Source organism: Streptomyces sp. NPDC002156 (assembly GCF_053593675.1).
Window position 1 is genome coordinate 76,069 of sequence record NZ_JBSFDA010000013.1, and the last position, 18,992, is coordinate 95,060.

17 protein-coding genes are annotated in these 18,992 nt (G+C 72.0%); 7 read left to right on the forward strand and 10 right to left on the reverse strand.

Annotated elements, in window-relative coordinates; genetic code table 11:
• Positions 1–3 precede the first annotated feature (3 nt).
• The 6 genes from ACWCRB_RS08880 to ACWCRB_RS08905 form a co-directional block, all read right to left on the reverse strand.
• The gene (locus tag ACWCRB_RS08880; protein ID WP_450995375.1) at positions 4–417 is read right to left on the reverse strand and encodes a roadblock/LC7 domain-containing protein; all 414 of its coding nucleotides are present in this window, start codon (positions 415–417) and stop codon (positions 4–6) included.
• A gap of 122 nt (positions 418–539) precedes the next feature.
• Positions 540–1,145, reverse strand: coding sequence for a GTP-binding protein (locus ACWCRB_RS08885; RefSeq protein ID WP_450995376.1), 606 nt, complete (start codon positions 1,143–1,145; stop codon positions 540–542).
• A gap of 185 nt (positions 1,146–1,330) precedes the next feature.
• Complete coding sequence (locus tag ACWCRB_RS08890) at positions 1,331–1,744, reverse strand: DUF742 domain-containing protein (protein ID WP_450995377.1); 414 nt, start codon at positions 1,742–1,744, stop codon at positions 1,331–1,333.
• Between the two features lie 22 nt (positions 1,745–1,766).
• Positions 1,767–2,204, reverse strand: a complete 438-nt coding sequence (locus ACWCRB_RS08895; RefSeq protein ID WP_369030044.1) for a roadblock/LC7 domain-containing protein — start codon at positions 2,202–2,204, stop codon at positions 1,767–1,769.
• Complete coding sequence (locus ACWCRB_RS08900; protein WP_450995378.1) at positions 2,201–4,732, reverse strand: sensor histidine kinase; 2,532 nt, start codon at positions 4,730–4,732, stop codon at positions 2,201–2,203. The genes ACWCRB_RS08895 and ACWCRB_RS08900 overlap by 4 nt, the downstream gene beginning before the upstream one ends.
• A 36-nt stretch (positions 4,733–4,768) precedes the next feature.
• A complete protein-coding gene (locus ACWCRB_RS08905) occupies positions 4,769–5,545 on the reverse strand; it encodes an MHYT domain-containing protein (RefSeq protein ID WP_369030046.1) in 777 nt (258 codons plus the stop codon).
• A gap of 143 nt (positions 5,546–5,688) precedes the next feature.
• Between ACWCRB_RS08905 and ACWCRB_RS08910 the strand changes: the two genes are divergently transcribed.
• The 3 genes from ACWCRB_RS08910 to ACWCRB_RS08920 all read left to right on the forward strand — a co-directional run bounded on the left by ACWCRB_RS08910 (position 5,689) and on the right by ACWCRB_RS08920 (position 7,786).
• Positions 5,689–6,297: a class I SAM-dependent methyltransferase gene (locus tag ACWCRB_RS08910; RefSeq protein ID WP_450995379.1), complete on the forward strand. Its 609-nt coding sequence runs from the start codon at positions 5,689–5,691 to the stop codon at positions 6,295–6,297.
• Between the two features lie 132 nt (positions 6,298–6,429).
• Positions 6,430–6,726: a hypothetical protein gene (locus ACWCRB_RS08915; protein WP_450995380.1), complete on the forward strand. Its 297-nt coding sequence runs from the start codon at positions 6,430–6,432 to the stop codon at positions 6,724–6,726.
• Positions 6,727–6,862: 136 nt separating this feature from the next.
• Positions 6,863–7,786 (forward strand): hypothetical protein, encoded by a 924-nt coding sequence (locus ACWCRB_RS08920; protein WP_450995381.1) that lies wholly within the window; start codon positions 6,863–6,865, stop codon positions 7,784–7,786.
• Positions 7,787–7,887: 101 nt separating this feature from the next.
• On the opposite strand, the gene ACWCRB_RS08925 is transcribed toward ACWCRB_RS08920, so the two are convergent.
• Positions 7,888–8,073, reverse strand: a complete 186-nt coding sequence (locus tag ACWCRB_RS08925; RefSeq protein WP_450995382.1) for a hypothetical protein — start codon at positions 8,071–8,073, stop codon at positions 7,888–7,890.
• A 105-nt stretch (positions 8,074–8,178) separates the two neighbouring features.
• Positions 8,179–9,231 (reverse strand): acyl-CoA desaturase, encoded by a 1,053-nt coding sequence (locus ACWCRB_RS08930; RefSeq protein WP_450995383.1) that lies wholly within the window; start codon positions 9,229–9,231, stop codon positions 8,179–8,181.
• Positions 9,232–9,481: 250 nt separating this feature from the next.
• On the opposite strand from ACWCRB_RS08930, the gene ACWCRB_RS08935 reads away from it, so the two are divergent.
• Both ACWCRB_RS08935 and ACWCRB_RS08940 read left to right on the forward strand, forming a co-directional pair.
• Entirely contained in the window at positions 9,482–12,340 is a 2,859-nt protein-coding gene (locus tag ACWCRB_RS08935; RefSeq protein WP_450995384.1) for a DEAD/DEAH box helicase, read from the forward strand.
• Positions 12,337–13,680, forward strand: coding sequence for an SWIM zinc finger family protein (locus tag ACWCRB_RS08940; RefSeq protein ID WP_450995385.1), 1,344 nt, complete (start codon positions 12,337–12,339; stop codon positions 13,678–13,680). Before ACWCRB_RS08935 ends, ACWCRB_RS08940 begins: the two co-directional genes overlap by 4 nt.
• A 60-nt stretch (positions 13,681–13,740) precedes the next feature.
• Here ACWCRB_RS08940 and ACWCRB_RS08945 read toward each other — a convergent pair whose 3' ends face one another.
• The gene (locus tag ACWCRB_RS08945) at positions 13,741–14,649 is read right to left on the reverse strand and encodes a hypothetical protein (RefSeq protein WP_450995386.1); all 909 of its coding nucleotides are present in this window, start codon (positions 14,647–14,649) and stop codon (positions 13,741–13,743) included.
• Between the two features lie 190 nt (positions 14,650–14,839).
• Positions 14,840–16,006, reverse strand: a complete 1,167-nt coding sequence (gene xylA / locus ACWCRB_RS08950; RefSeq protein ID WP_389359732.1) for a xylose isomerase — start codon at positions 16,004–16,006, stop codon at positions 14,840–14,842.
• Between the two features lie 201 nt (positions 16,007–16,207).
• On the opposite strand from xylA, the gene xylB reads away from it, so the two are divergent.
• Entirely contained in the window at positions 16,208–17,653 is a 1,446-nt protein-coding gene (gene xylB, locus ACWCRB_RS08955; protein ID WP_450995387.1) for a xylulokinase, read from the forward strand.
• A gap of 73 nt (positions 17,654–17,726) precedes the next feature.
• Positions 17,727–18,935, forward strand: coding sequence for an ROK family protein (locus tag ACWCRB_RS08960; protein ID WP_450995388.1), 1,209 nt, complete (start codon positions 17,727–17,729; stop codon positions 18,933–18,935).
• The last annotated feature ends 57 nt before the right edge of the window (positions 18,936–18,992 follow it).

The window sequence follows — 18,992 nt, forward strand, 5'->3', positions numbered from 1 at the left end:
AGGTCAGGCGTCTGATAACGGAATTTGCTCGGGTTGCCTGGCATCCACGTCGAGGTGTTCGCCGACTCGATTGACGAGCAGTGTCATCTCGTAGGCGATCTGGCCGATGTCGGCCTCGGCGGCGCTGAGTACGCACAGACAGCTGCCGGTGCCGGCGGCCGTGACGAACAGCACCGCGTCGTCGAACTCGATCATCGTCTGACGTACCTGGCCCGCGCCGAAGTGGCGTCCCGAGCCTTTCGCCAGGCTGTGCAGGCCCGACGACACGGCGGCGAGATGTTCGGCGTCCTCACGGCGAAGTCCTGTGCTCGCGCCTGTCACGAGCCCGTCGTTCGACAGGACCAGCGCATGTCGTATGTGTTCGACACGCTCGGTCAGATCGTCCAGCAGCCAGCCAAGTCCTTGGTTCTGTGCCATGTTTCTGATCTCCCCGTGCGGCAGGGCCTCCAAGCCGAAGGATTCCGGTCAGTCAGCCTTCCCCACGGCCGCCCTTCGAGCAAGCAGGACGGGCGCGTGGCACAGGAGATGCGTGGCCGGCGTCAGCTCACCGAGTCGAGCAGCCGTGCGGTGTGCATCCGTCCGGCGTACTCGACCAGCCTGATCAGCACTTCCTTGCCCGAGTCGCGGTCGCGGGCGTCGCAGAGCACCACGGGTGTGCCCTGGTCGAGGTCGAGGGCGCGCGACACGTCCTTGGCGCCGTAGGCGCGGGCGCCCGTGAAGCAGTTCACGGCCACCACGAACGGGATGTGCCGGTGCTCGAAGTAGTCCACGGCAGGGAAGCAGTCCTCCAGCCTGCGGGTGTCCGCGAGGACGACCGCGCCGAGGGCGCCCTGCGACAGTTCGTCCCACAGGAACCAGAAGCGGTCCTGGCCCGGCGTACCGAACAGGTACAGGGAGAGGCCCGAGCGGATGGTGATACGGCCGAAGTCCATGGCGACGGTCGTCGTCACCTTCTGGTCCACGCCGTCGGTGTCGTCCACCAACTGGCCGGCCTCGCTCAGCAGTTCCTCCGTGCGCAGCGGCCTGATCTCGCTGACCGCGCCCACCAGGGTGGTCTTGCCCACGCCGAAGCCACCGGCGACCAGTATCTTCAACGCCAGGGCGGACGTCTCGTCGTCCGTCGCGTCGGAGTGCTCGGAGACCATCGATCACTTCTCTCGGGAGTGCCGGCAACGGTCGACGTCCATGGCTCTCATCATGACAACTACTGTTCCCCTACGGGTGGTTGGACCGCAATTAGCCCGATGTGACCGGCTCGCGGCTGTTCGGTGCCCGGAAGGGTGCACAACTCGGCTCGGTCCGTGTGGTTCCGCGTCTCTCGTCCACGGCTCTACAGCGCCCTCAGCCCTTCGATCACCTCGCGCAGAATGCGTTCGTCGGGCAGTTGCGCGGGCGGCACCGGACGGCTGACGGTGACGCAGCCCAGCTCCAGGAGATCGCCGAGCAGCACCCTCACCACCCCGACGAGGAGGTCGGCGCCCGCGGCGAGTTCAGCGACAGACTGTGTCTCCGTACGGCACAGGTCGATGATGGCCCGGTGCTCGGGGCCGAGCGCGGTGTCGTCGAACATGTTGGGCGCGCCCGGGTCGAGCGTGACGAGCGCGATCAGGTCGAAGCGCACCCCTGTGGGGCCGGGCTTGGTGCGTCCGCCCGTCATGGCGTAGGGGCGGACGAGGGGCCCGGCCTCGTTGTCGTACCACTGGCTGCCCGGTTCCCGCAGCGTGCCTGTCGTGTCCTCGGTCATCTGTGCGGACCGCCCTCTCGCCTCATCGGGCGGCGGGCGGGCGCGCCGCTGCTCTCGGTGCTGTGCGGAGGTGCTCGCCCACGCGTTTTACCAGCCGTGCCATCTCGTACGCCACCAGGCCTATGTCGGCGGTGGCGGCGGTGAGGACGGCGAGGCAGGAGCCGTCGCCCGCGGCGGCGACGAACAGGAAGCCGTCGTCCATCTCCACCATGGTCTGGCGCACGCCTCCGGCGCCGAAGTGCCGGCCGGCGCCCTTGGCCAGGCTGTGGAAGCCGGAGGCGACCGCGGCGAGGTGTTCCGCGTCCTCGCGCCTGAGATCGGTGGAGGCGCCCACCGCGAGTCCGTCGTTGGACAGCACCACCGCGTGCCGGACTTCGCCGACGCGCAGTACCAGGTCGTCCAGCAGCCAGTCGAGTTCGCCGGACCGCCGCTCCGCCCTGGTGCCCGGGTCCTTGATCATGTGCGGTCTCCTTCGCTGCTGTCTCTGCCCGTTTCGGGGCCGGGGGCGGCTCCGCGGCCGGGTGACCTGCCGCCGCCGCGCACCCAGCCGTCGCGGTAGGCCGTCATACGGTCCCGTACGGCCTCGGGGGTGCGCTTGTCCTCGTTCCGGGATCCCGCGGTCCGGGCCGGTTCCTCGGGGCGCTGGTCGCGCAGTTGGGGGGCGAGGTTCGCCTGCCGGACGCGCCGTGGGAGGTCGTCGGACTCGTCCGCCTCGCCGGGGTCCTCGGGCGGACGGTGCAGTCGCAGGGCGGTGACTCCTGGCGGTGGGGGCTCGGGGGCGTTCTGCGCCGCGGCCTGTGCGGGAGCCACCAGTGCGGGGCGGTCCGCCGACGCCCGGACCGGTTCCTGGGGCGGAGCATCGGCGGGCACGCGCGCGTACTCGCGTTCCTCGGCACGCTCCCGGTCCATGGCGGCGCGCGGGGCACGTTCTGCCGCGCCGCTGTGCAGCAGTGCCGTGGGCAGCAGGACGACCGCGGTGGTGCCGCCGTAGGGCGAGGTCCGCAGGTGGACCTTGATGTCGTGGCGCGCGGCGAGCCTGCTGACCACGAAGAGGCCGAGGCGGTCGCTGTCGAACAGGTCGAGCGCCTCGGACTGTTCGATGCGGCGGTTCGCCTCGGCGAGGGTCTCCTTGCCCATTCCGAGTCCCCGGTCCTCGACCTCCACGGCGTAGCCGTTGCCGACCGGTTCTCCGGCGATGCGCACCCTGGTGTGCGGTGGTGAGAACTGGGCGGCGTTCTCGACGATCTCCGCCAGGAGATGGGTGAGGTCGGCGACGGCGGTGCCGGAGACCGAGGCCTCGGGGAACTGACGTACCTCCACGCGCGCGTAGTCCTCGACTTCGGAGACGGCGGCGCGGACGACGTTCGTCAGGGAGACCGGCATGCGCCAGGCCCGGCCGGGTGCCGCTCCGGAGAGGATGATCAGGCTCTCGGCGTGGCGGCGCATGCGGGTGGTGAGGTGGTCGAGCCGGAACAGGTCGCTGAGTTCGTTCGGGTCGTCGGACCTGCGCTCCATGCTGTCGAGGAGGTTCAGTTGGCGGTGGACGAGGACCTGGCTGCGGCGCGCGAGGTTGACGAAGACGCCTGAGATCCCGCTGGCCAGTTCCGCGCGTTCCACGGCGGCGCGCAGGGCGGCGCGGTGGACGGTGGCGAGGGCTTCCGCGACCTGTTCGGTCTCGTCCTCGGCAGGTGGTCCGGGGGGCGCCTCGGCGCGGATGTCGATCTCTTCTCCCGCGCGCAGTCTCAGCATGGCCTGCGGGAGTTTGTGGCGGGCGATCTCCAGGGCGCTGTTGCGCAGGCTCACCAGCTCGACGACGAGGCCGCGTCCGATGCGTACGGAGATCACCAGGGACGCGGCGACTGCGGCGAGGCCGAACAGCACCGCGGCGCCGGCCTGGCTGAGCAGGCCTCGGGTGAAGGGGTCGGCGCGGTCCGCGACGTCGTGGCCCGCGTCCGCCTCGATGGCCCGCATACCGCCCTGCACGCGCGCGTGTGCCTTGGTCCAGACGGCTTCGGGCGCGGCGGCGATCGCCTTGGCGCCGGGGTGGTTGCCGAGCACCTTGTCCTCGACAGCGGCCAGGGCGGCGTACGCGCTGCCTGTCGCGAGGTTCTGCCAGGTGGTCCGTTCCGGGCCGCGCAGGTCCGGTGCTGTGGATTCGACGAGGGTTCGGCGGGTCTCCACGGCCCCGGTGAACAGCCTCAGCCGCTGTCCGTCGAGGCTCCCGGCGAGCCGCGCCCCGGCGAGAACAGCGTCCTCCTGGGCCAGTGCCTCTCCGGCGCGGGAGAATTCGAGCAGTACGCGCGCGTCGGAGCCGAGTTCGGCGTCCTGGATGCCGGTGAGCGCACCGCCGACGGCGAAGGCCGCCGAGATGGTCCTGGTGTACCGCGCGTACGTCTCGGCCCATCCGGTACGACGGTCGAGGACCGCAGTCCGCAGCGCGCGCAGTTGCTCGACGCCGACGACGAAGGTCTCCAGGCGGTCCGCGACTCCGGCGGGCAGTTCCTCGGCGTCGGCGACGGTGTTGCGGTCGCCGAGGCGCAGCTTCGCCACGGCCCGGTCGGTGCGCTCGCCGAGGGTCCTGAGGTCGATGCCGGGGACGGCGGCCGGATCGGTGGCATGGCGTACGGCGACCGCGCGTTCGGCCTGGAGCGCGGCGACGACGACGGCGACCGGGGCGCGCACCTGGGAGTCGACGCGCTGCAACTGCCGCAGCCGGGCGACATCCTGGGCCGTGGTGACGGTGGCGTACGCCCACAGCGCGAGCAGGGAGACGACCGGCACCATCAGAAGGCAGACGATCTTGGCGCGGACGGTCCCTGGTCGCAGTCGTCGGCGTCCCGCGCGCGTGGGTATCTCGTCGGGCAGGCCTCCGACGAGTTCTTCGGCGCCTTCGTCGGCCGGCGGACCGGCGTGGGCGCGGCGTCCGCGCACCGGGGGCGGAGGCGCCGGGACGGCGCCGGCTCTGGGGGTCCTACGGGGTGTACGCATGGCCTCCTCGCTCGTGGTGTGGTTCGGGGCGCTCCTCTAGCGGGCAGCGACGCTCTCGACCGGTCGCTGGGCGGACGCGGATGCCTCGCGTTCTCCGGCGGTCGGCGACAGCGCGACGAACGCCGAGGTCAGGAAGAGATAGGACCCGAGGCCGACGGCGAGGGGGAAGATGAACTGCATCGCCGTGGCCCCGGGCAGCACCTCGCCGGAGGGCGTGACGTCCACGCGCACGGCGAACATCCCGGTGTAGTGCATGCTGCTGACCGCGGCGCCCATGACGAGCGAGGCGACGGTCACCGCGATCGGCGACCTGATGTTCAGCGCCGCCCACAGTGCGGCGGTGGCCGCGACGACGGCGATCACCACGGAGAGCGCGACGAGCGCCGGGTCGTAGTTCACGTCACCGTGCAGCCGTACCGCGGCCATGCCGAGATAGTGCATGCTCGCCACGCCCAGCCCGGTGGTGAGTCCGCCGACGAGGAGCGCGCGGGCGCGGTCGTGCCCGTATCCGACGGCGAAGACCCCGGTGGAGACGACGGCCATGGCGACGAGAAGGCTGAGGATGGTCAGCGGCACGTTGTAGCGGATGTCGGTGCCGCCGACGCTGAAGCCGAGCATGGCCACGAAGTGCATGGTCCAGATGCCGGTGCCGATCGCGGAGGCCGCGGTGACGAGCCAGTTGCGGCGCGAGCGTCCGGTCGCGCCGAGGGCCCGGACGGTGCAGCGCAGCCCGAGGGCGGCGCCCATGCAGGCCATTACGTATGACAGTACGGGGGTCAGCCAGCCGAAGGCCGCGTGGTCCAGGTGTCCCATGACCACGGGACGCTAGTGGGGGCACGGGAGCACGAAGGGGGCGCATTTCGAAAGGTAGTGAAATATGACAGGGAACTGCGACTGAACGACCGAGTCCGGCTCGAACATGCGCGCCGTGGGGTGCTTCGCGTCTGTGCGGGATCATGCGGACCATGAGCGACGACCACACACACGTCCAGGAATTCTTCACCGCCCGCGCGGCCGACTGGGACCGCAAGTTCTCCGGCGATGAGCCCGTCTACGCCGCCGCGGTCGCCGAGTTGGGGCTGCGGAAGGGCGCCCGGGTGCTGGACGCGGGCTGTGGCACCGGGCGGGCCCTGACGCCGCTGCGTGCCGCCGTGGGGCCCTCGGGAGTGGTCCTGGGAGCGGATCTGACCCCGGCCATGCTGGAGGAGGCGGTGCGAGCTGGGAGGAACCTCGACGGGCAGTTGCTGCTCGCCGACGTGGCCGCCCTTCCGCTGCGCTCGGAGTCGCTCGACGCCGTGTTCGCGGCAGGTCTGATCGCGCATCTGCCGCATCCTGGTGAGAACCTGCGGGAACTCGCGCGCGTGGTGCGCCCCGGCGGCACCCTGGCGTTGTTCCACCCGATCGGCAGGGCGGCGCTGGCCGCCCGGCAGGGGCGCCGGATCACCCCGGAGGATCTGCGCGCGGAGGCCAACCTCGGTCCGCTGCTGGCCGGTTCCGGGTGGCGCATGACGTCGTACGTGGACGAGGACGCCCGGTTCCTGGCGCTGGCTGTCCGGACGGTCTGACCCGGGCCGTCAACGGCGTACGGAGCCCGTCACCCGCGCATGCCCTCTTCTGCCGCCGGAACTCCAACCCTACGTTGGTAGGAGCAGATGAACGATCAACCATGGCAACCACACAGGGGGAGGGTGGTCCACATGTTCGGCGGAATCCATAAATCGTTCACCAGATTTCTTCATTCCTGGCGCTCGGAAGTGGGCGCGGGGCAGGAGAAGCGCACGCACAATCTCTTCGAGGCCGCTGCCGTGTATGTGTCGGCATGCGCGGAGGACGACCAGGATCAGATGGACGAGGCCGTGGCCTGGGTGTCCCCGGAGGCGTTGTCCTTCGGGGTGAACGAGCTGGCGTGCCGTGCCGTCATCGCACTGGCCAGGGAGCGCGACGAGTCACCGCGGACGGTGGCCAGGGATCTCCTCGGACTCCCGGCCACCTGACCGAAGCGGGCACATCCGGTCGATTCCTCCCTGTCCGGCGGGAAAACAGCAGCTCCGGGTGGGGTGGGAGTCGTGACAAGGACCTTCCGCTCGGATTAGGGTGCGCGCCGATGGACGAACCGATGGGGAGGCTGGGATGGCAGAGACGGACGAGGAGGCCGTCGCCGCCGAGGACGACGCGCTCTATGTGCTCACGGCGGTGCTGCTGACGCCCGCGCAGTTCCCGAGCGTGCTGGGCGACGACTATCCGGAGGCCTGTGCGGCGCTCGGCCTCGCGCCGTTCGCCGACGGATACGGGCTGGTGCTCGGCCAGGACGGCGACGGCGCGCGGTGGACGGTGGTCATCGACGACGTCTCCCTGGTCGCGGTCGCGATCGCGTCGTGGGACTGCGGTATGGAGTACGACCTGTCCCCGGAGGAGCACACGGTCGTCGCCGCCCTGCCGGGCTGGCCTCTCGCGGTCGCCGTCGCGGCTCCGGATGTGCCCGCCCCGCACGACCCGGGCCCCGAACTCACGGACCGGCCGCCGCTCGCTCCGCCGGACACCACCACCTGGGGCCCGGCCCAGCGGCGTCTGGGCGCCGACGAGATCGCGCTCCAGTGGGCGACCTGGCGGGAGCAGCTCAGCGACGCGGACTTCACCCCACCGGGCGGCAGGTCCGCGACACCCGAGGCTCCCGAGGCATCCGGGGGCGAGCCGGACGGCGCCGAGCCGGACACGGACCAGGTCGCGGAGGCGGCCGACCCGGCCGAGGACACCGTGAACCGGGCCGAAGGCACCGTGAACCGGCCCCGTGCCGGGATCCGGCGGGTCCTCGCGGAGGCACGCGCGTACGTGGAGACGCCTCCGCCGCTCGGCCGCGTCCGCTCCTCCTTCGCTCCGGGCGACGCGCGGACACTGCGCGCCGACGGTCCCGGCTGGTCGATGGTGGCCAGGACCGACGACATCGCCTTCGTGCTGCTCGACGACGAGCCCGGAGAGGTGCTGCCGGTGGGCCGGGGACCGGAACTTCCCGGCCTCCTCGAAGCGCTCGACAAGATGGCCGTACGCCCCAGTTGAGCCCCGCTGAGCCCCACCCGGACACCTGTGGTTCCAGGCGGAGTTCAGCAGGTCGGGGCGTCAGCCGGGGTGGGGCGCGGGCGGCACCGGGTCGCGGCGCCTCAGCGGCCGATCTCCTTCTTGCGTGAGACACGGCGCAGCCTGCGCCGCTGTGCGGGGTCCAGCGTGAGATAGGCAGCCGCCGGGACTCCCAGCACTATCAGCAGCGCGGCCCACCACGGCAGCCAGAACAACAGGATGATCCCGACTGCCACGCCCCCTGCGGCGATCTTCGCGTTCCTCGACATGAGTGTCGCCTCCTTCGCGGCCACGGCCGCTCTCTGCTCTGAAAACGGGTCCGCGCCTCCCACGGTTCCGGACCGCGACCCTGAGACGTCCCTGAGACGCGACCCTTAGATGCCCCTGAGGGGCTCTCCCACCTCGTACATGTGACGCAGGGCCTGCCGGTACGAGTCGACGAGCCCAGTCTCCGTATAGGGAATACCCATCTCACGGCAGTAGGCGCGCACCGTCGGCTGGGCGAGCCGCAGATGGGGGCGGGGCATGCTCGGGAAGAGGTGGTGCTCGACCTGGTAGTTGAGGCCGCCGAGGAACCAGTCGGTCAGGGCGCTGCCGCGGACGTTGCGGGAGGTGAGCACCTGGCGGCGCAGATGGCCCCAGCGCTCGCCGTCGGGGTCGGGCATCTCCATGCCCTTGTGGTTGGGCGCGAAGGCCAGGCCGAGGTGGAGGCCGAGCAGCGCCTGGTGGACGGCGGCGAAGGCGAGTGCCTGGCCGACGGAGACGGAGGTCAGCAGCAGCGTCGTGTACGCGGCGACGTGAGTCACCAGAAGGACGGCCTCCACGGCCCGTTCCCGGGGCGCCTGTCGGCGCAGGTCCCCGAAGCCGGAGATCTTCAGGGCGATGCCTTCGAGGAGGGTGAGCGGGAAGAAGAGCCAGGCCTGGTTGCGGGTGAGCCAGCGCCGGAAGCCGGTGCGGTGCCGAGCCTGTTCGCCGGTGAAGACCAGGACGTCGGCGACGACGTCGGGGTCCTTGTCGATGTGGTTGGGGTTGGCGTGGTGCCGGTTGTGCTTGTCGATCCACCAGGAATAGCTCATCCCCAGCAGCAGGTCGGCGTGGAACAGGCCGATCGCACGGCCTACAGCCTTGTTGCCGGTGACCTGGGCGTGGCCCGCGTCGTGGCCTATGAAGGCGGTGCGGGCGCAGAACACGGCGAGCGGCGGTGCGAGGAGCAGGACCCACCAGGAGCTGCCGATCAGCACGATGCCGGTGACGATGCCGGCCAGCGCGAGCAGGTTGCCGACGATGCCGAGGGCGTACCAGGTGTGCCGCCGTTCCAGAAGGCCCTGCCCTCTGATGGTGCGCAGGAGCGGGGCGAAGTCGCTGCCGCCGGACTGCGCGGCGGGAGAACCCGGAGATTCGGCGGCAAGGGCGGCGGTCTGGGACATGGTCGGTCTCCGGCTCTCTTCGGGCATCGGGCTGACCTGAGGAAACGTACGAAGCGGACACCCTCGGCGACCATGACGCCACCACCCGTGTCCGTGCGGGGGAAATCCCCGCCGCCTTGAGGGGGTTGATGGCACCCCTTCGGCAAAGTGACCTGGGTCATGACTCGGCCATGCGGGGTTGGCCCTCGGGGTGCTGTACTCTCGGCGACCCGGACCCCAGTAGTCAAATTTGAGGAATGCGGCCATCGCTGTGCAGAGGATTCCCGCGGCAACACCGTCCGAGATCTCCGAACTGGCCCGCTGCTGTGCCGTGTTCGTGCCCGCCGATCCGGCCCGCACCGGCACGGTCGCGTTCTGGCGGCCCGACGACGACCCACCGCTCGCCGTCGCCGCCGGAACCGTCGACGAGCTGACCGTTGTCCTGCCGGGCGACCACGGTGTCAAGCGAACGCGGGTGACCGCCGTCCTGCTCCCGGTGCGTGCGGCGCTGCCGGTCCTCACGCGCGCGCGTGCCGCCGCACAGGCCCATCGGGCGACGGCGTTCTGGGGGACGGCCGCCGTTCTCGCCCTGCAACTGGCCGCGCGCGGGCTGCTGTTGCCCGGCCTGTCCGCACGGGACCACGACGCCTGGCGGGCCGGTCCACTGGGCGCGTCGGACGTGGAGCGTGTCCGCGAACTCGCCGCCGCGATGCCCCCGGACGCACACGCCGTGCCGTTGGAGGGCACGGAGCCGCCCCGGCTGCCCGACCCGGAGCGGCTGCTGCGCGCTTTCCTGGACGCGGTGGCCGACTCGCTGCCCCGCTCCCCCGCAGCCTCTCTCGCCACGGGCGGAGCCGCCTACGCGATGCGGGAACCGCAGCACGTGCCGGAGCAGCGCGCGTGGGCCACCGAGGTCGCCGCCGGGCACGACGCGGGCGTACGGATCTCGCTGCGGATCGAGGTTCCGGGTCTGGCGTCCGCCGAACCGGACGAGACGGCTCTCCGCTTCCGGGCCGTGCTCCAGGTGCACAGTGTCAGCGAGCCCGGGCTCGTCGCGGACGCGGCCGAGGTGTGGGCCGGGACCGGCGGCTCCGCCTTCGGCCCGCGCGCGCGGATGGACGCCCTGCTCGCGCTGCGCCGCGCGGCCCGGACCTGGCCTCCGCTGACGCCCCTGCTCTCGGCGGCCGTGCCGGACGCCGTCGAACTGGCCGCCGAAGAGGTCACCGAGTTGCTCAGGGAGGGCGCCCGCGCGCTGTCCGCCGCCGGGGTCGAGGTGCACTGGCCCAAGGAACTGGCCCGCAAGCTGACGGCCCGCGCGGTCGTCGGCCCGCCCGACGACGACACGAGCCCCGGGAAGGTCCCGTCGGACACGCCGTCGTTCTTGTCGGCCGACGCGCTGCTCGCCTTCAACTGGTGGTTCGCCCTGGGCGACCAGCAGCTCACGCGGGAGGAGCTGGACCGGCTCGCCGAGGCGAACCGCCCGGTGGTGCGGCTGCGCGACCAGTGGGTCCTCGTCGACCCCGGGGAGGTTCGCCGCGCCCATGCGCAGCAGGACCGCAAGGTCACGCCGGTCGACGCCCTCAGCGCCGCCCTGACGGGCTCGACGGAGGTCGACGGGCGCCAGGTGGAGGTGCGGCCCACCGGCTGGCTGGCGGCCCTGCGGGACCGCATCTCGGACCCGGAGGCACAGGACCCGGTCGGTCAGCCGGCCGCTCTCGCTGCGCCCCTGCGCGACTACCAGCTGCGGGGCCTGAACTGGCTCGCCCGGATGACCTCCCTGGGGCTCGGCTGCTGTCTGGCCGACGACATGGGCCTCGGCAAGACGATCACCCTGATCGCGCTGCATCTGCACCGGCAGACCGACGAGTCGGCGGCGGGACCCACCCTCGTCGTCTGTCCGACGTCCCTGATGGGCAACTGGCAGCGCGAGATCGAGCGGTTCGCGCCCGGTACGCCCGTCCGCCGCTTCCACGGGTCGCGGCGCAGTCTGGAAGCCCTGGCCGACGGCGAGTTCGTGCTCACCACCTACGGGACGATGCGCCTGGACGCGCGTCGGCTGGCCGAGGTGCCGTGGGGCATGGTCGTGGCGGACGAGGCACAGCACGTCAAGAACCCGTACTCGGAGACGGCCCGGGAGCTGCGGTCCATCGGTGCACGCGCACGCGTGGCGCTCACCGGTACTCCGGTGGAGAACAACCTGTCGGAGTTGTGGGCGATCCTCGACTGGACGACTCCTGGGCTGCTGGGCCGGCTCGGCACCTTCCGCTCGCGGTACGCGCAGTCCGTCGAGGGCGGTCAGGACCCGGCCGCCGCGGAGCGTCTGGCCAGGCTCGTACGGCCGTTCCTGCTGCGACGGCGCAAGTCGGATCCGGGTATCGCTCCCGAGCTGCCGCCGAAGACGGAGACCGACCGTGCCGTGTCGCTCACCAAGGAGCAGACAGGACTGTACGAGGCCGTGGTCCGGGAGACGCTGGCGGAGATCTCCGGCGCCGACAGCATGGCCCGGCGCGGGCTGATCGTGAAGCTGCTGACCGGTCTGAAGCAGATCTGCAACCATCCGGCGCAGTTCCTCAAGGAGGACCGGCCGAAGATCGCGGGGCGCTCCGGGAAGCTGGAGCTGCTGGACGAGTTGCTCGACACCATCCTCTCCGAGGGGGCGAGCGTTCTGGTCTTCACCCAGTACGTGCGGATGGCGCGGCTCCTGGAACGGCATCTGGCGGCACGCGGCGTACCCACGCAGTTCCTCCACGGCGGCACGCCGGTCACGGAACGCGAGGCGATGGTGGAGCGTTTCCAGGAGGGTGAAGTACCGGTCTTCCTGCTGTCGTTGAAGGCCGCGGGCACCGGCCTGAACCTGACCAGGGCGGAGCATGTCGTGCACTACGACCGCTGGTGGAATCCCGCGGTCGAGGCCCAGGCCACGGACCGCGCGTACCGCATCGGGCAGAACCGCCCCGTGCAGGTGCACCGGCTGATCGCCGAGGGCACGATCGAGGACCGCATCGCCGAGATGCTGAACCGCAAGCAGGCTCTGGCCGACGCGGTGCTCGGCTCCGGCGAGGCCGCGCTCACGGAACTGACGGACACCGAACTGGCCGATCTGGTGCGGCTGCGAGGGGGCGCGCGATGAATCAACACAGCGTTGACGAGCACAACAGGGACGCGCGCAACGGTGACGACTACGACGGCGAGGCATACGAGGGCGACGCGTCCGGTGTCGGCCTGGAGCGCACGTTCGCCGCGCTGCCCCCGCCAGCGGGGCGAGGGTTCGCGGAGACGTGGTGGGGGCGTGCCTGGCTGAAGTCGCTGGAGGACGCGGCGCTGGACTCCGAACAGGTGCGGGCGGGACGTCGGCTCGCGCGCGCGGGAGCCGTGGGCGCCGTGTCGGTGCGTCCGGGACGCATCACCGCCGTCGTCCAGGACCTCGACCGCACCACGCACCGTTCCGACGTCCTGCTGCAGGAGCTGTCCGGCGACCAATGGGACCGCTTTCTGGACATGGCCGTCGAACGGGCCGGTCATATCGCGGCCCTGCTCGACCGGGAGATGCCTCCGCACCTGGTGGAGGACTCGGCCGCCGCCGGAGTCGAACTCCTGCCCGGCATGGGCGATCTGGAGCCGGAGTGCGACTGCGGCGCCTGGGACCACTGCGGTCATACGGCGGCTCTCTGCTACCAGGTCGCTCGGCTGCTGGATCAGGACCCGTTCGTCCTGCTGCTGATGCGGGGACGCGGCGAACGCGCCCTGCTGGACGACGTACAGAGCCGTAGCGCCGCGCCTGCCGACGGTTCCGCCGTGCCGGCGGGTGTGGACGCGGCCGAGGCGTACGCGGCCGGGGACATCCTCCCCGCGCTGCCCGCCCTGCCTCAGCTGCCCGAAGCGCCCGGGATACCGCCGGCCCTGGACACCGAGGTCCCGCCCGCGCCCGGGGTGGACCCGGGCGCGCTGGAGTTCCTGGCCGCGCGGACGGCCGTGCAGGCGCATCGGCTGCTTGCCGAGGCGCTCGGGTCCGGTCATGAGCGGCGGCCGGTCGAGGAGGAGTTGACGGTGTCTCAGGACGCCGTCCGGCTGGCTGTGGGCGGCCCTTCGGGGCCCGTTTCGGACCGGCTCGCCAAGGGGTCCGGTCGCAGCCGGGAGCAGTTGGCGTCGGCCGGCCGGGCCTGGCTGTCAGGAGGTACGGCGGCGCTGTCGGTGCTGGAGGAGGAGTGGGCGGTCGAGGGCGAGGAACTCGCACGCGCGCGTGCCGCTCTCGACTCGGCCTGGGACGAGGGCGGGCGACCGGCGTTGCGGGCGGCGCGCAACCGGTGGACGGTGGTCGGCGCGGGCAGCCAGCTGCGCCTGGGGCGTGACGGCCGCTGGTGGCCGTACCGGAAGGAGAGCGGCCGTTGGGCGCCCGCCGGGCGGTCGGCACAGGACCCGGCAACCGCCCTGGCGTCGCTGGAGCACATGGCCCCGGAGGAGTCTCTCTGAAGGCCCTGGAAAGGGGCCGATCGAGCGGCACGCACGCGTGGAGCTCGATCTGCCGGGCCGTCAGGTCAGTGGTGCGGTGAGTTTCCGGGTGCCGGAGCCGAGGTCGGCGGCCAGGCTGCACGCGACCTTGTCGATGCCCAACCGGTAGCTCGCGGTGTCCGGGTACTGCACCAGGCTGCCCCGCACGGTACCTGCGGGCTGCTCGGCCGCCGCGCGCTCCAGGGGAGACCGGCACAGGGCGGACGCGGCCTTCTTCAGGGCGGCGTCCGTCGAGTGACCGCCTTCCAGCTCTGCCACCTTCACGACCTCGGCGTCGTGCGGTCCGTCGCACGCGCGCTTCGCGGCCTGTCCGGGGTGGGAGGCGTCGGTGTCGAAGCAGTCGCCCGTTCGCAGCATGTAGTACGGGACTTCTTCGCCGGACAGGGGGATGAGCGACTCCAGGTCGCTCGGGAACTCGCTCGGCAGATCCGTGGGGAACTCGGTCGGAAGCTCGGTGGGGAACCCGGACGGCAGTTCCGTGGGCAACTTGGTGGGGAGCTTCGTGGGCAGTTCGGTCGGGAGGCTGAACGACGGCTCGGGGGTGCCGCTCGAACTCTGGCTGCTCTCCGGTGGGTTCTTCTCCGGGTCGTCGCCTCCGGAGGCCAGGAGCACCACGGCGACGACGGCTCCGAGCACGACGATCGCGGCGATCAGGATCAGGAGCGGACTCGGACGCCTGCCCGGCCCTCGGTGTCCGCCCGGGTCACCGGGCTGCCCGGGCTGCTCCGGCGGCAGCCAGTTGCCGCCGCCCGGAGGAGGCCCGTAGCCACCGCTGCCGTTGCCCTCGTAAGGAGGGCCGTAGCCCCCGCTTCCGTAGCCTCCTCCGGAGGGCGGGCCGAAGCCTTCAGGAGGTGGTCCGAAGCCACCGCCCGGAGGCGGAGCGCCCCCCGGCGGCCCGGGCGGCTGAGGCGGTACGGGCGGCATGGCCATACCGTCAAGACTCGCCGCGAACCGGTCAGCACGCGACCCCCACGCGGAAGTTGATACGGCCTCATGCCATGGACCGCACGATTCCGGAGCAATCCGTGCGAGGACCGGTCACAGGGGATCAACCGGAGCACAGCCGATGCGGCAGTGAACCGGGGACACCCGTCGGAGACGGGTGTCCCCGGTACGCGACTCAGCCGCGCGCCCCCAGCAGGTGGTCCATGGCCAGCTGGTCGAGCTGCTCGAAGGCCATGCCGCGCGCGGCGGTCGCCTCCACGTCGAACTCCTCGAAGGCCGAGCGGTCCGCGAGCAGGCCCGCCAGGCCGTCCGCGGCCGTCTGCTGCGCCAGCTCGTCCAGGCGCGAGGCACGCAGGGCCGCCTGGACCTCAGGGTCGGCGCGGAAGGCCGCCGCACGCTCCTTCAGGATGAGGTAGTTGCGCATGCAGCCGGCCGCCGAGGCCCACACGCCGTCGAGGTCCTCGGTCCGCGGCGGCTTGAAGTCGAAGTGCTTCGGGCCCGCGTAACCGGCGCTCTCCAGAAGGTCGACCAGCCAGAAGGCGGCACGCAGGTCACCGGCGCCGAAGCGCAGGTCCTGGTCGTACTTGATGCCGGACTGGCCGTTGAGGTCGATGTGGAAGAGCTTGCCCGCCCACAGGGCCTGGGCGATGCCGTGCGGGAAGTTCAGCCCGGCCATCTGCTCGTGCCCGACCTCGGGGTTGACGCCGTACAGCTCCGGGCGCTCCAGACGCTCGATGAAGGCAAGGGCGTGGCCGACCGTCGGCAGCAGGATGTCGCCGCGCGGCTCGTTCGGCTTGGGCTCGATCGCGAACTTCAGGTCGTAGCCCTGGGAGATCACGTACTCGCCGAGGAGGTCGAAGGCCTCCTTCATCCGGTCCAGAGCCACGCGTACGTCCTTGGCGGCGCCGGACTCGGCGCCTTCCCGGCCGCCCCAGGCGACGTAGGTCTCCGCGCCGAGTTCGACCGCGAGGTCGATGTTGCGGATCGTCTTGCGCAGCGCGTAGCGGCGCACTTCACGGTCGTTCGCGGTGAACGCGCCGTCCTTGAAGACGGGGTGCGTGAAGAGGTTGGTGGTGGCCATCGGCACCTTCATGCCGGTCGCGTCGAGGGCCTGGCGGAAGCGCTTGATGTGCGACTCGCGCTCGGCGTCCGAGGACCCGAACGGGATCAGGTCGTCGTCGTGGAAGGTCACCCCATGGGCGCCCAGCTCGGACAGGCGCTGCACCGTCTCGACCGGGTCGAGCGCACGGCGGGTGGCGTCGCCGAACGGGTCCCGTCCCTGCCAGCCGACGGTCCACAGGCCGAAGGTGAACCTGTCATCGGGGGTGGGCTGGTAGTTCATGCCGCGGCTCCTTGCTGCTCCGACTATTTCGTCATGGCGGTTTACAAATTAGTATGCGGAAGCATCTCTGGGAAGAGACAACGTGTCCTTGAAACGTTTCCCTGAGCAGAGACTGAGGGTGGGGACGGGTCGCCGCGACCCGGACAGGCACCGGAAAACACCAGGCCAGATCCCGCGGAGCCGCGGAAAAGGGAGAGCCCGATGTCAGCAGCCGAGGGTCCGCTCGTCGTCGGCGTGGACACGTCGACCCAGTCCACCAAGGCGCTGGTCGTAGACGCGGCCACCGGACAGGTCGTGGCGAGCGGCCAGGCCTCGCACACCGTCACCACCGGGGCGGGCCGCGAGAGCGACCCGCGGCAGTGGTGGAACGCCCTGTGCGAGGCGCTGAGCCAATGCGGTGACGCGGCCCGCGAGGCCGCCGCCGTGTCGATCGGCGGCCAGCAGCACGGGCTCGTCACCCTGGACGCCCAGGGCGAGCCGGTCCGTCCGGCAATGCTGTGGAACGACGTGCGCTCGGCGCCGCAGGCCCGCCGCCTGGTCGAGGAACTGGGCGGCGCGAAGACCTGGGCGGAGCGCACCGGAAGCGTGCCGGGCGCCTCCTTCACGGTCACGAAGTGGGCCTGGCTGGCGGAGCACGAGCCGGAGGCACTGCGCGCCACCAAGGCCGTACGGCTCCCCCACGACTACCTCACCGAACGGCTCACGGGCCAGGGCACCACCGACCGCGGCGATGTCTCCGGCACCGGCTGGTGGGCGTCCGGGACGGAGGCGTACGACGCGGAGGTGCTCGCACATGTGGGGCTCGACCCCGCGCTGCTGCCCCGGGTGGTCCGCCCCGGTGAGGTGGCCGGGACCGTCCGCGACAGCCATGACCTGCCGTTCTCCAAGGGCACCCTGGTCGCCGCAGGGACCGGCGACAACGCCGCCGCCGCGCTCGGACTCGGGCTGCGCCCCGGCACTCCGGTGCTGAGCCTCGGCACCTCGGGCACGGTGTACGCGGTCTCGACGCACCGGCCCGCCGACCCGACCGGCACCGTCGCGGGCTTCGCCGACGCGCGCGGGGACTGGCTGCCGCTGGCCTGCACCCTCAACTGCACGCTCGCCGTGGACCGTGTCGCGGCCCTGCTCGGCCTGGACCGCGAGGCCGTCGAACCCGGCACGGCCGTCACCCTGCTGCCCTACCTGGACGGCGAGCGCACCCCGAACCTCCCGGGTGCCTCGGGACTGCTGCACGGGCTGCGCCACGACACGACCGGCGGACAGCTGCTCCAGGCCGCATACGACGGTGCCGTGCACTCGCTGCTCGGCGCCCTCGATCTGGTGCTCGACGCGGACGCCGACCGCTCGGTGCCGCTGCTGCTGATCGGCGGCGGGGCGCGCGGCACGGCCTGGCAGGAGACCGTACGTCGGCTGTCGGGGCGGCCCGTCCAGGTGCCCGAGGCGAAGGAGCTGGTCGCGCTCGGCGCCGCGGCCCAGGCGGCAGGGCTGCTGACCGGCGAGGACCCGGCCGCGGTGGCCCGGCGCTGGGACACGGCCCGGGGGCCGGTCCTGGACGCGGTGGAGCGGGACCAGGCGACGCTGGACCGGATCGCCGGGGTACTCTCCGACGCATCGCCGCTGCTGGAGCGGGGTACGGACGTCGGCTGACGCATACGAACCGGCGTAGGAGCACGTCCGCGAAAGCCGGCGTCGCTGACACCCACCGAGGACTGAGGGAGGCATGACCGCACCGCTGCACGAGGCCCGTCCGCCCGGCGCGGGCGCCCGGCTGCCCGACACCCAGCAGGGCATGCGCCGCCGCAACCTCGCGCGCGTGATGCACACCGTCAGCGCCGAGGGGCCGCTCTCCCGTGCCGGGGTCGCCTCGCACATCGGGCTGACGCGGGCCGCGGTGTCGACGCTCGTGGACGAGCTGATCCGCTCGGGGCTGCTCGAAGAGCTGGGCCCCGAGCGACCGGGCCGAGTGGGGCGCCCCGGATCGGCGCTCGCCGTGAGCGGGCGTGGTCCGGCCGGGATCGGCGCGGAGGTGGGTGTCGACCATCTCGCGGTGTGCGCGGTCGATCTGCGGGGCGAGGTGCGGGCGCGCGCCGTGCGCCACGGTGCACATCGCGGGCGCTCCCCCGAACCGGTGATCGAGGAACTGACCGGGCTGGTGCGGAAGGTGATCGCCGAGGCGGAGCGCGAGGGCCTGTGGCCGGCCGGCCTCGCGGTCGCCGTGCCGGGACTCGTGGCCCGCGACGGACGCACGGTCGTCCGCGCCCCCAACCTCGACTGGCACGACACGGATCTCGGCGCCCTGCTCCCCGCCGAGTTCCCGCTGACCGTGGACAACGAGGCCAACCTCGGCGCGCTGGCGGAGCTCTGGCTCGGCGACGGCACCCCACCCGACTTCCTGCATGTGTCGGCCGAGATCGGCATCGGCGCGGCGGTGGTCGTGGACGGACGGCTGCTGCGCGGAACGCGGGGTTTCGCGGGCGAGCTGGGGCATGTGCCGGTGTGGCCGGAGGGACCGGAGTGCGTGTGCGGCGGTCGTGGCTGCCTGGAGCAGTACGCGGGTGAGGAGGCGGTCCTGCGGGCGGCGGGCGTCGAGCCGGGCGAGGACCGGGTCGGGCTGCTCGCGGAGCGCGCCGCCCAGGGCGACCCGGATGTACGGCGGGTCCTGGAGGAGGCCGGCACGGCACTCGGTATCGCGCTGACCGGAGCGGTCAATCTGCTGGACCCCGAGACGGTCGTCCTGGGCGGTGCGCTGTCCGAGCTCGCGCCGTGGCTGCTGCCGTCGCTGGAGGCGGAACTGGACCGGCGTACGACGGGACCCGCCTGTGCGGTGTCGGTGTCGCGGCTGGGGCCCGAGGGTCCGCTGCTGGGCGCCGCGCACTCGGTGGTGCGGGCGGTGCTGGACGATCCGGGGGCGGTGGCGGGGCGGGGCTGAGCGACTCCGACCGGTCGGACGGTGGGGGCGGGCTGAGCGCCTCCGCCGCGGCCGTTG

Bases quoted from the DNA above. Each gene is read 5' to 3' on its own strand.
- ACWCRB_RS08880 (WP_450995375.1), bottom strand. From the start codon at position 417: ATGGCACAGAACCAAGGACTTGGCTGGCTGCTGGACGATCTGACCGAG.
- ACWCRB_RS08885 (WP_450995376.1), bottom strand. From the start codon at position 1,145: ATGGTCTCCGAGCACTCCGACGCGACGGACGACGAGACGTCCGCCCTG.
- ACWCRB_RS08890 (WP_450995377.1), bottom strand. From the start codon at position 1,744: ATGACCGAGGACACGACAGGCACGCTGCGGGAACCGGGCAGCCAGTGG.
- ACWCRB_RS08895 (WP_369030044.1), bottom strand. From the start codon at position 2,204: ATGATCAAGGACCCGGGCACCAGGGCGGAGCGGCGGTCCGGCGAACTC.
- ACWCRB_RS08900 (WP_450995378.1), bottom strand. From the start codon at position 4,732: ATGCGTACACCCCGTAGGACCCCCAGAGCCGGCGCCGTCCCGGCGCCT.
- ACWCRB_RS08905 (WP_369030046.1), bottom strand. From the start codon at position 5,545: ATGGGACACCTGGACCACGCGGCCTTCGGCTGGCTGACCCCCGTACTG.
- ACWCRB_RS08910 (WP_450995379.1), top strand. From the start codon at position 5,689: ATGCGGACCATGAGCGACGACCACACACACGTCCAGGAATTCTTCACC.
- ACWCRB_RS08915 (WP_450995380.1), top strand. From the start codon at position 6,430: ATGTTCGGCGGAATCCATAAATCGTTCACCAGATTTCTTCATTCCTGG.
- ACWCRB_RS08920 (WP_450995381.1), top strand. From the start codon at position 6,863: ATGGCAGAGACGGACGAGGAGGCCGTCGCCGCCGAGGACGACGCGCTC.
- ACWCRB_RS08925 (WP_450995382.1), bottom strand. From the start codon at position 8,073: ATGTCGAGGAACGCGAAGATCGCCGCAGGGGGCGTGGCAGTCGGGATC.
- ACWCRB_RS08930 (WP_450995383.1), bottom strand. From the start codon at position 9,231: ATGTCCCAGACCGCCGCCCTTGCCGCCGAATCTCCGGGTTCTCCCGCC.
- ACWCRB_RS08940 (WP_450995385.1), top strand. From the start codon at position 12,337: ATGAATCAACACAGCGTTGACGAGCACAACAGGGACGCGCGCAACGGT.
- ACWCRB_RS08945 (WP_450995386.1), bottom strand. From the start codon at position 14,649: ATGGCCATGCCGCCCGTACCGCCTCAGCCGCCCGGGCCGCCGGGGGGC.
- xylA (WP_389359732.1), bottom strand. From the start codon at position 16,006: ATGAACTACCAGCCCACCCCCGATGACAGGTTCACCTTCGGCCTGTGG.
- xylB (WP_450995387.1), top strand. From the start codon at position 16,208: ATGTCAGCAGCCGAGGGTCCGCTCGTCGTCGGCGTGGACACGTCGACC.
- ACWCRB_RS08960 (WP_450995388.1), top strand. From the start codon at position 17,727: ATGACCGCACCGCTGCACGAGGCCCGTCCGCCCGGCGCGGGCGCCCGG.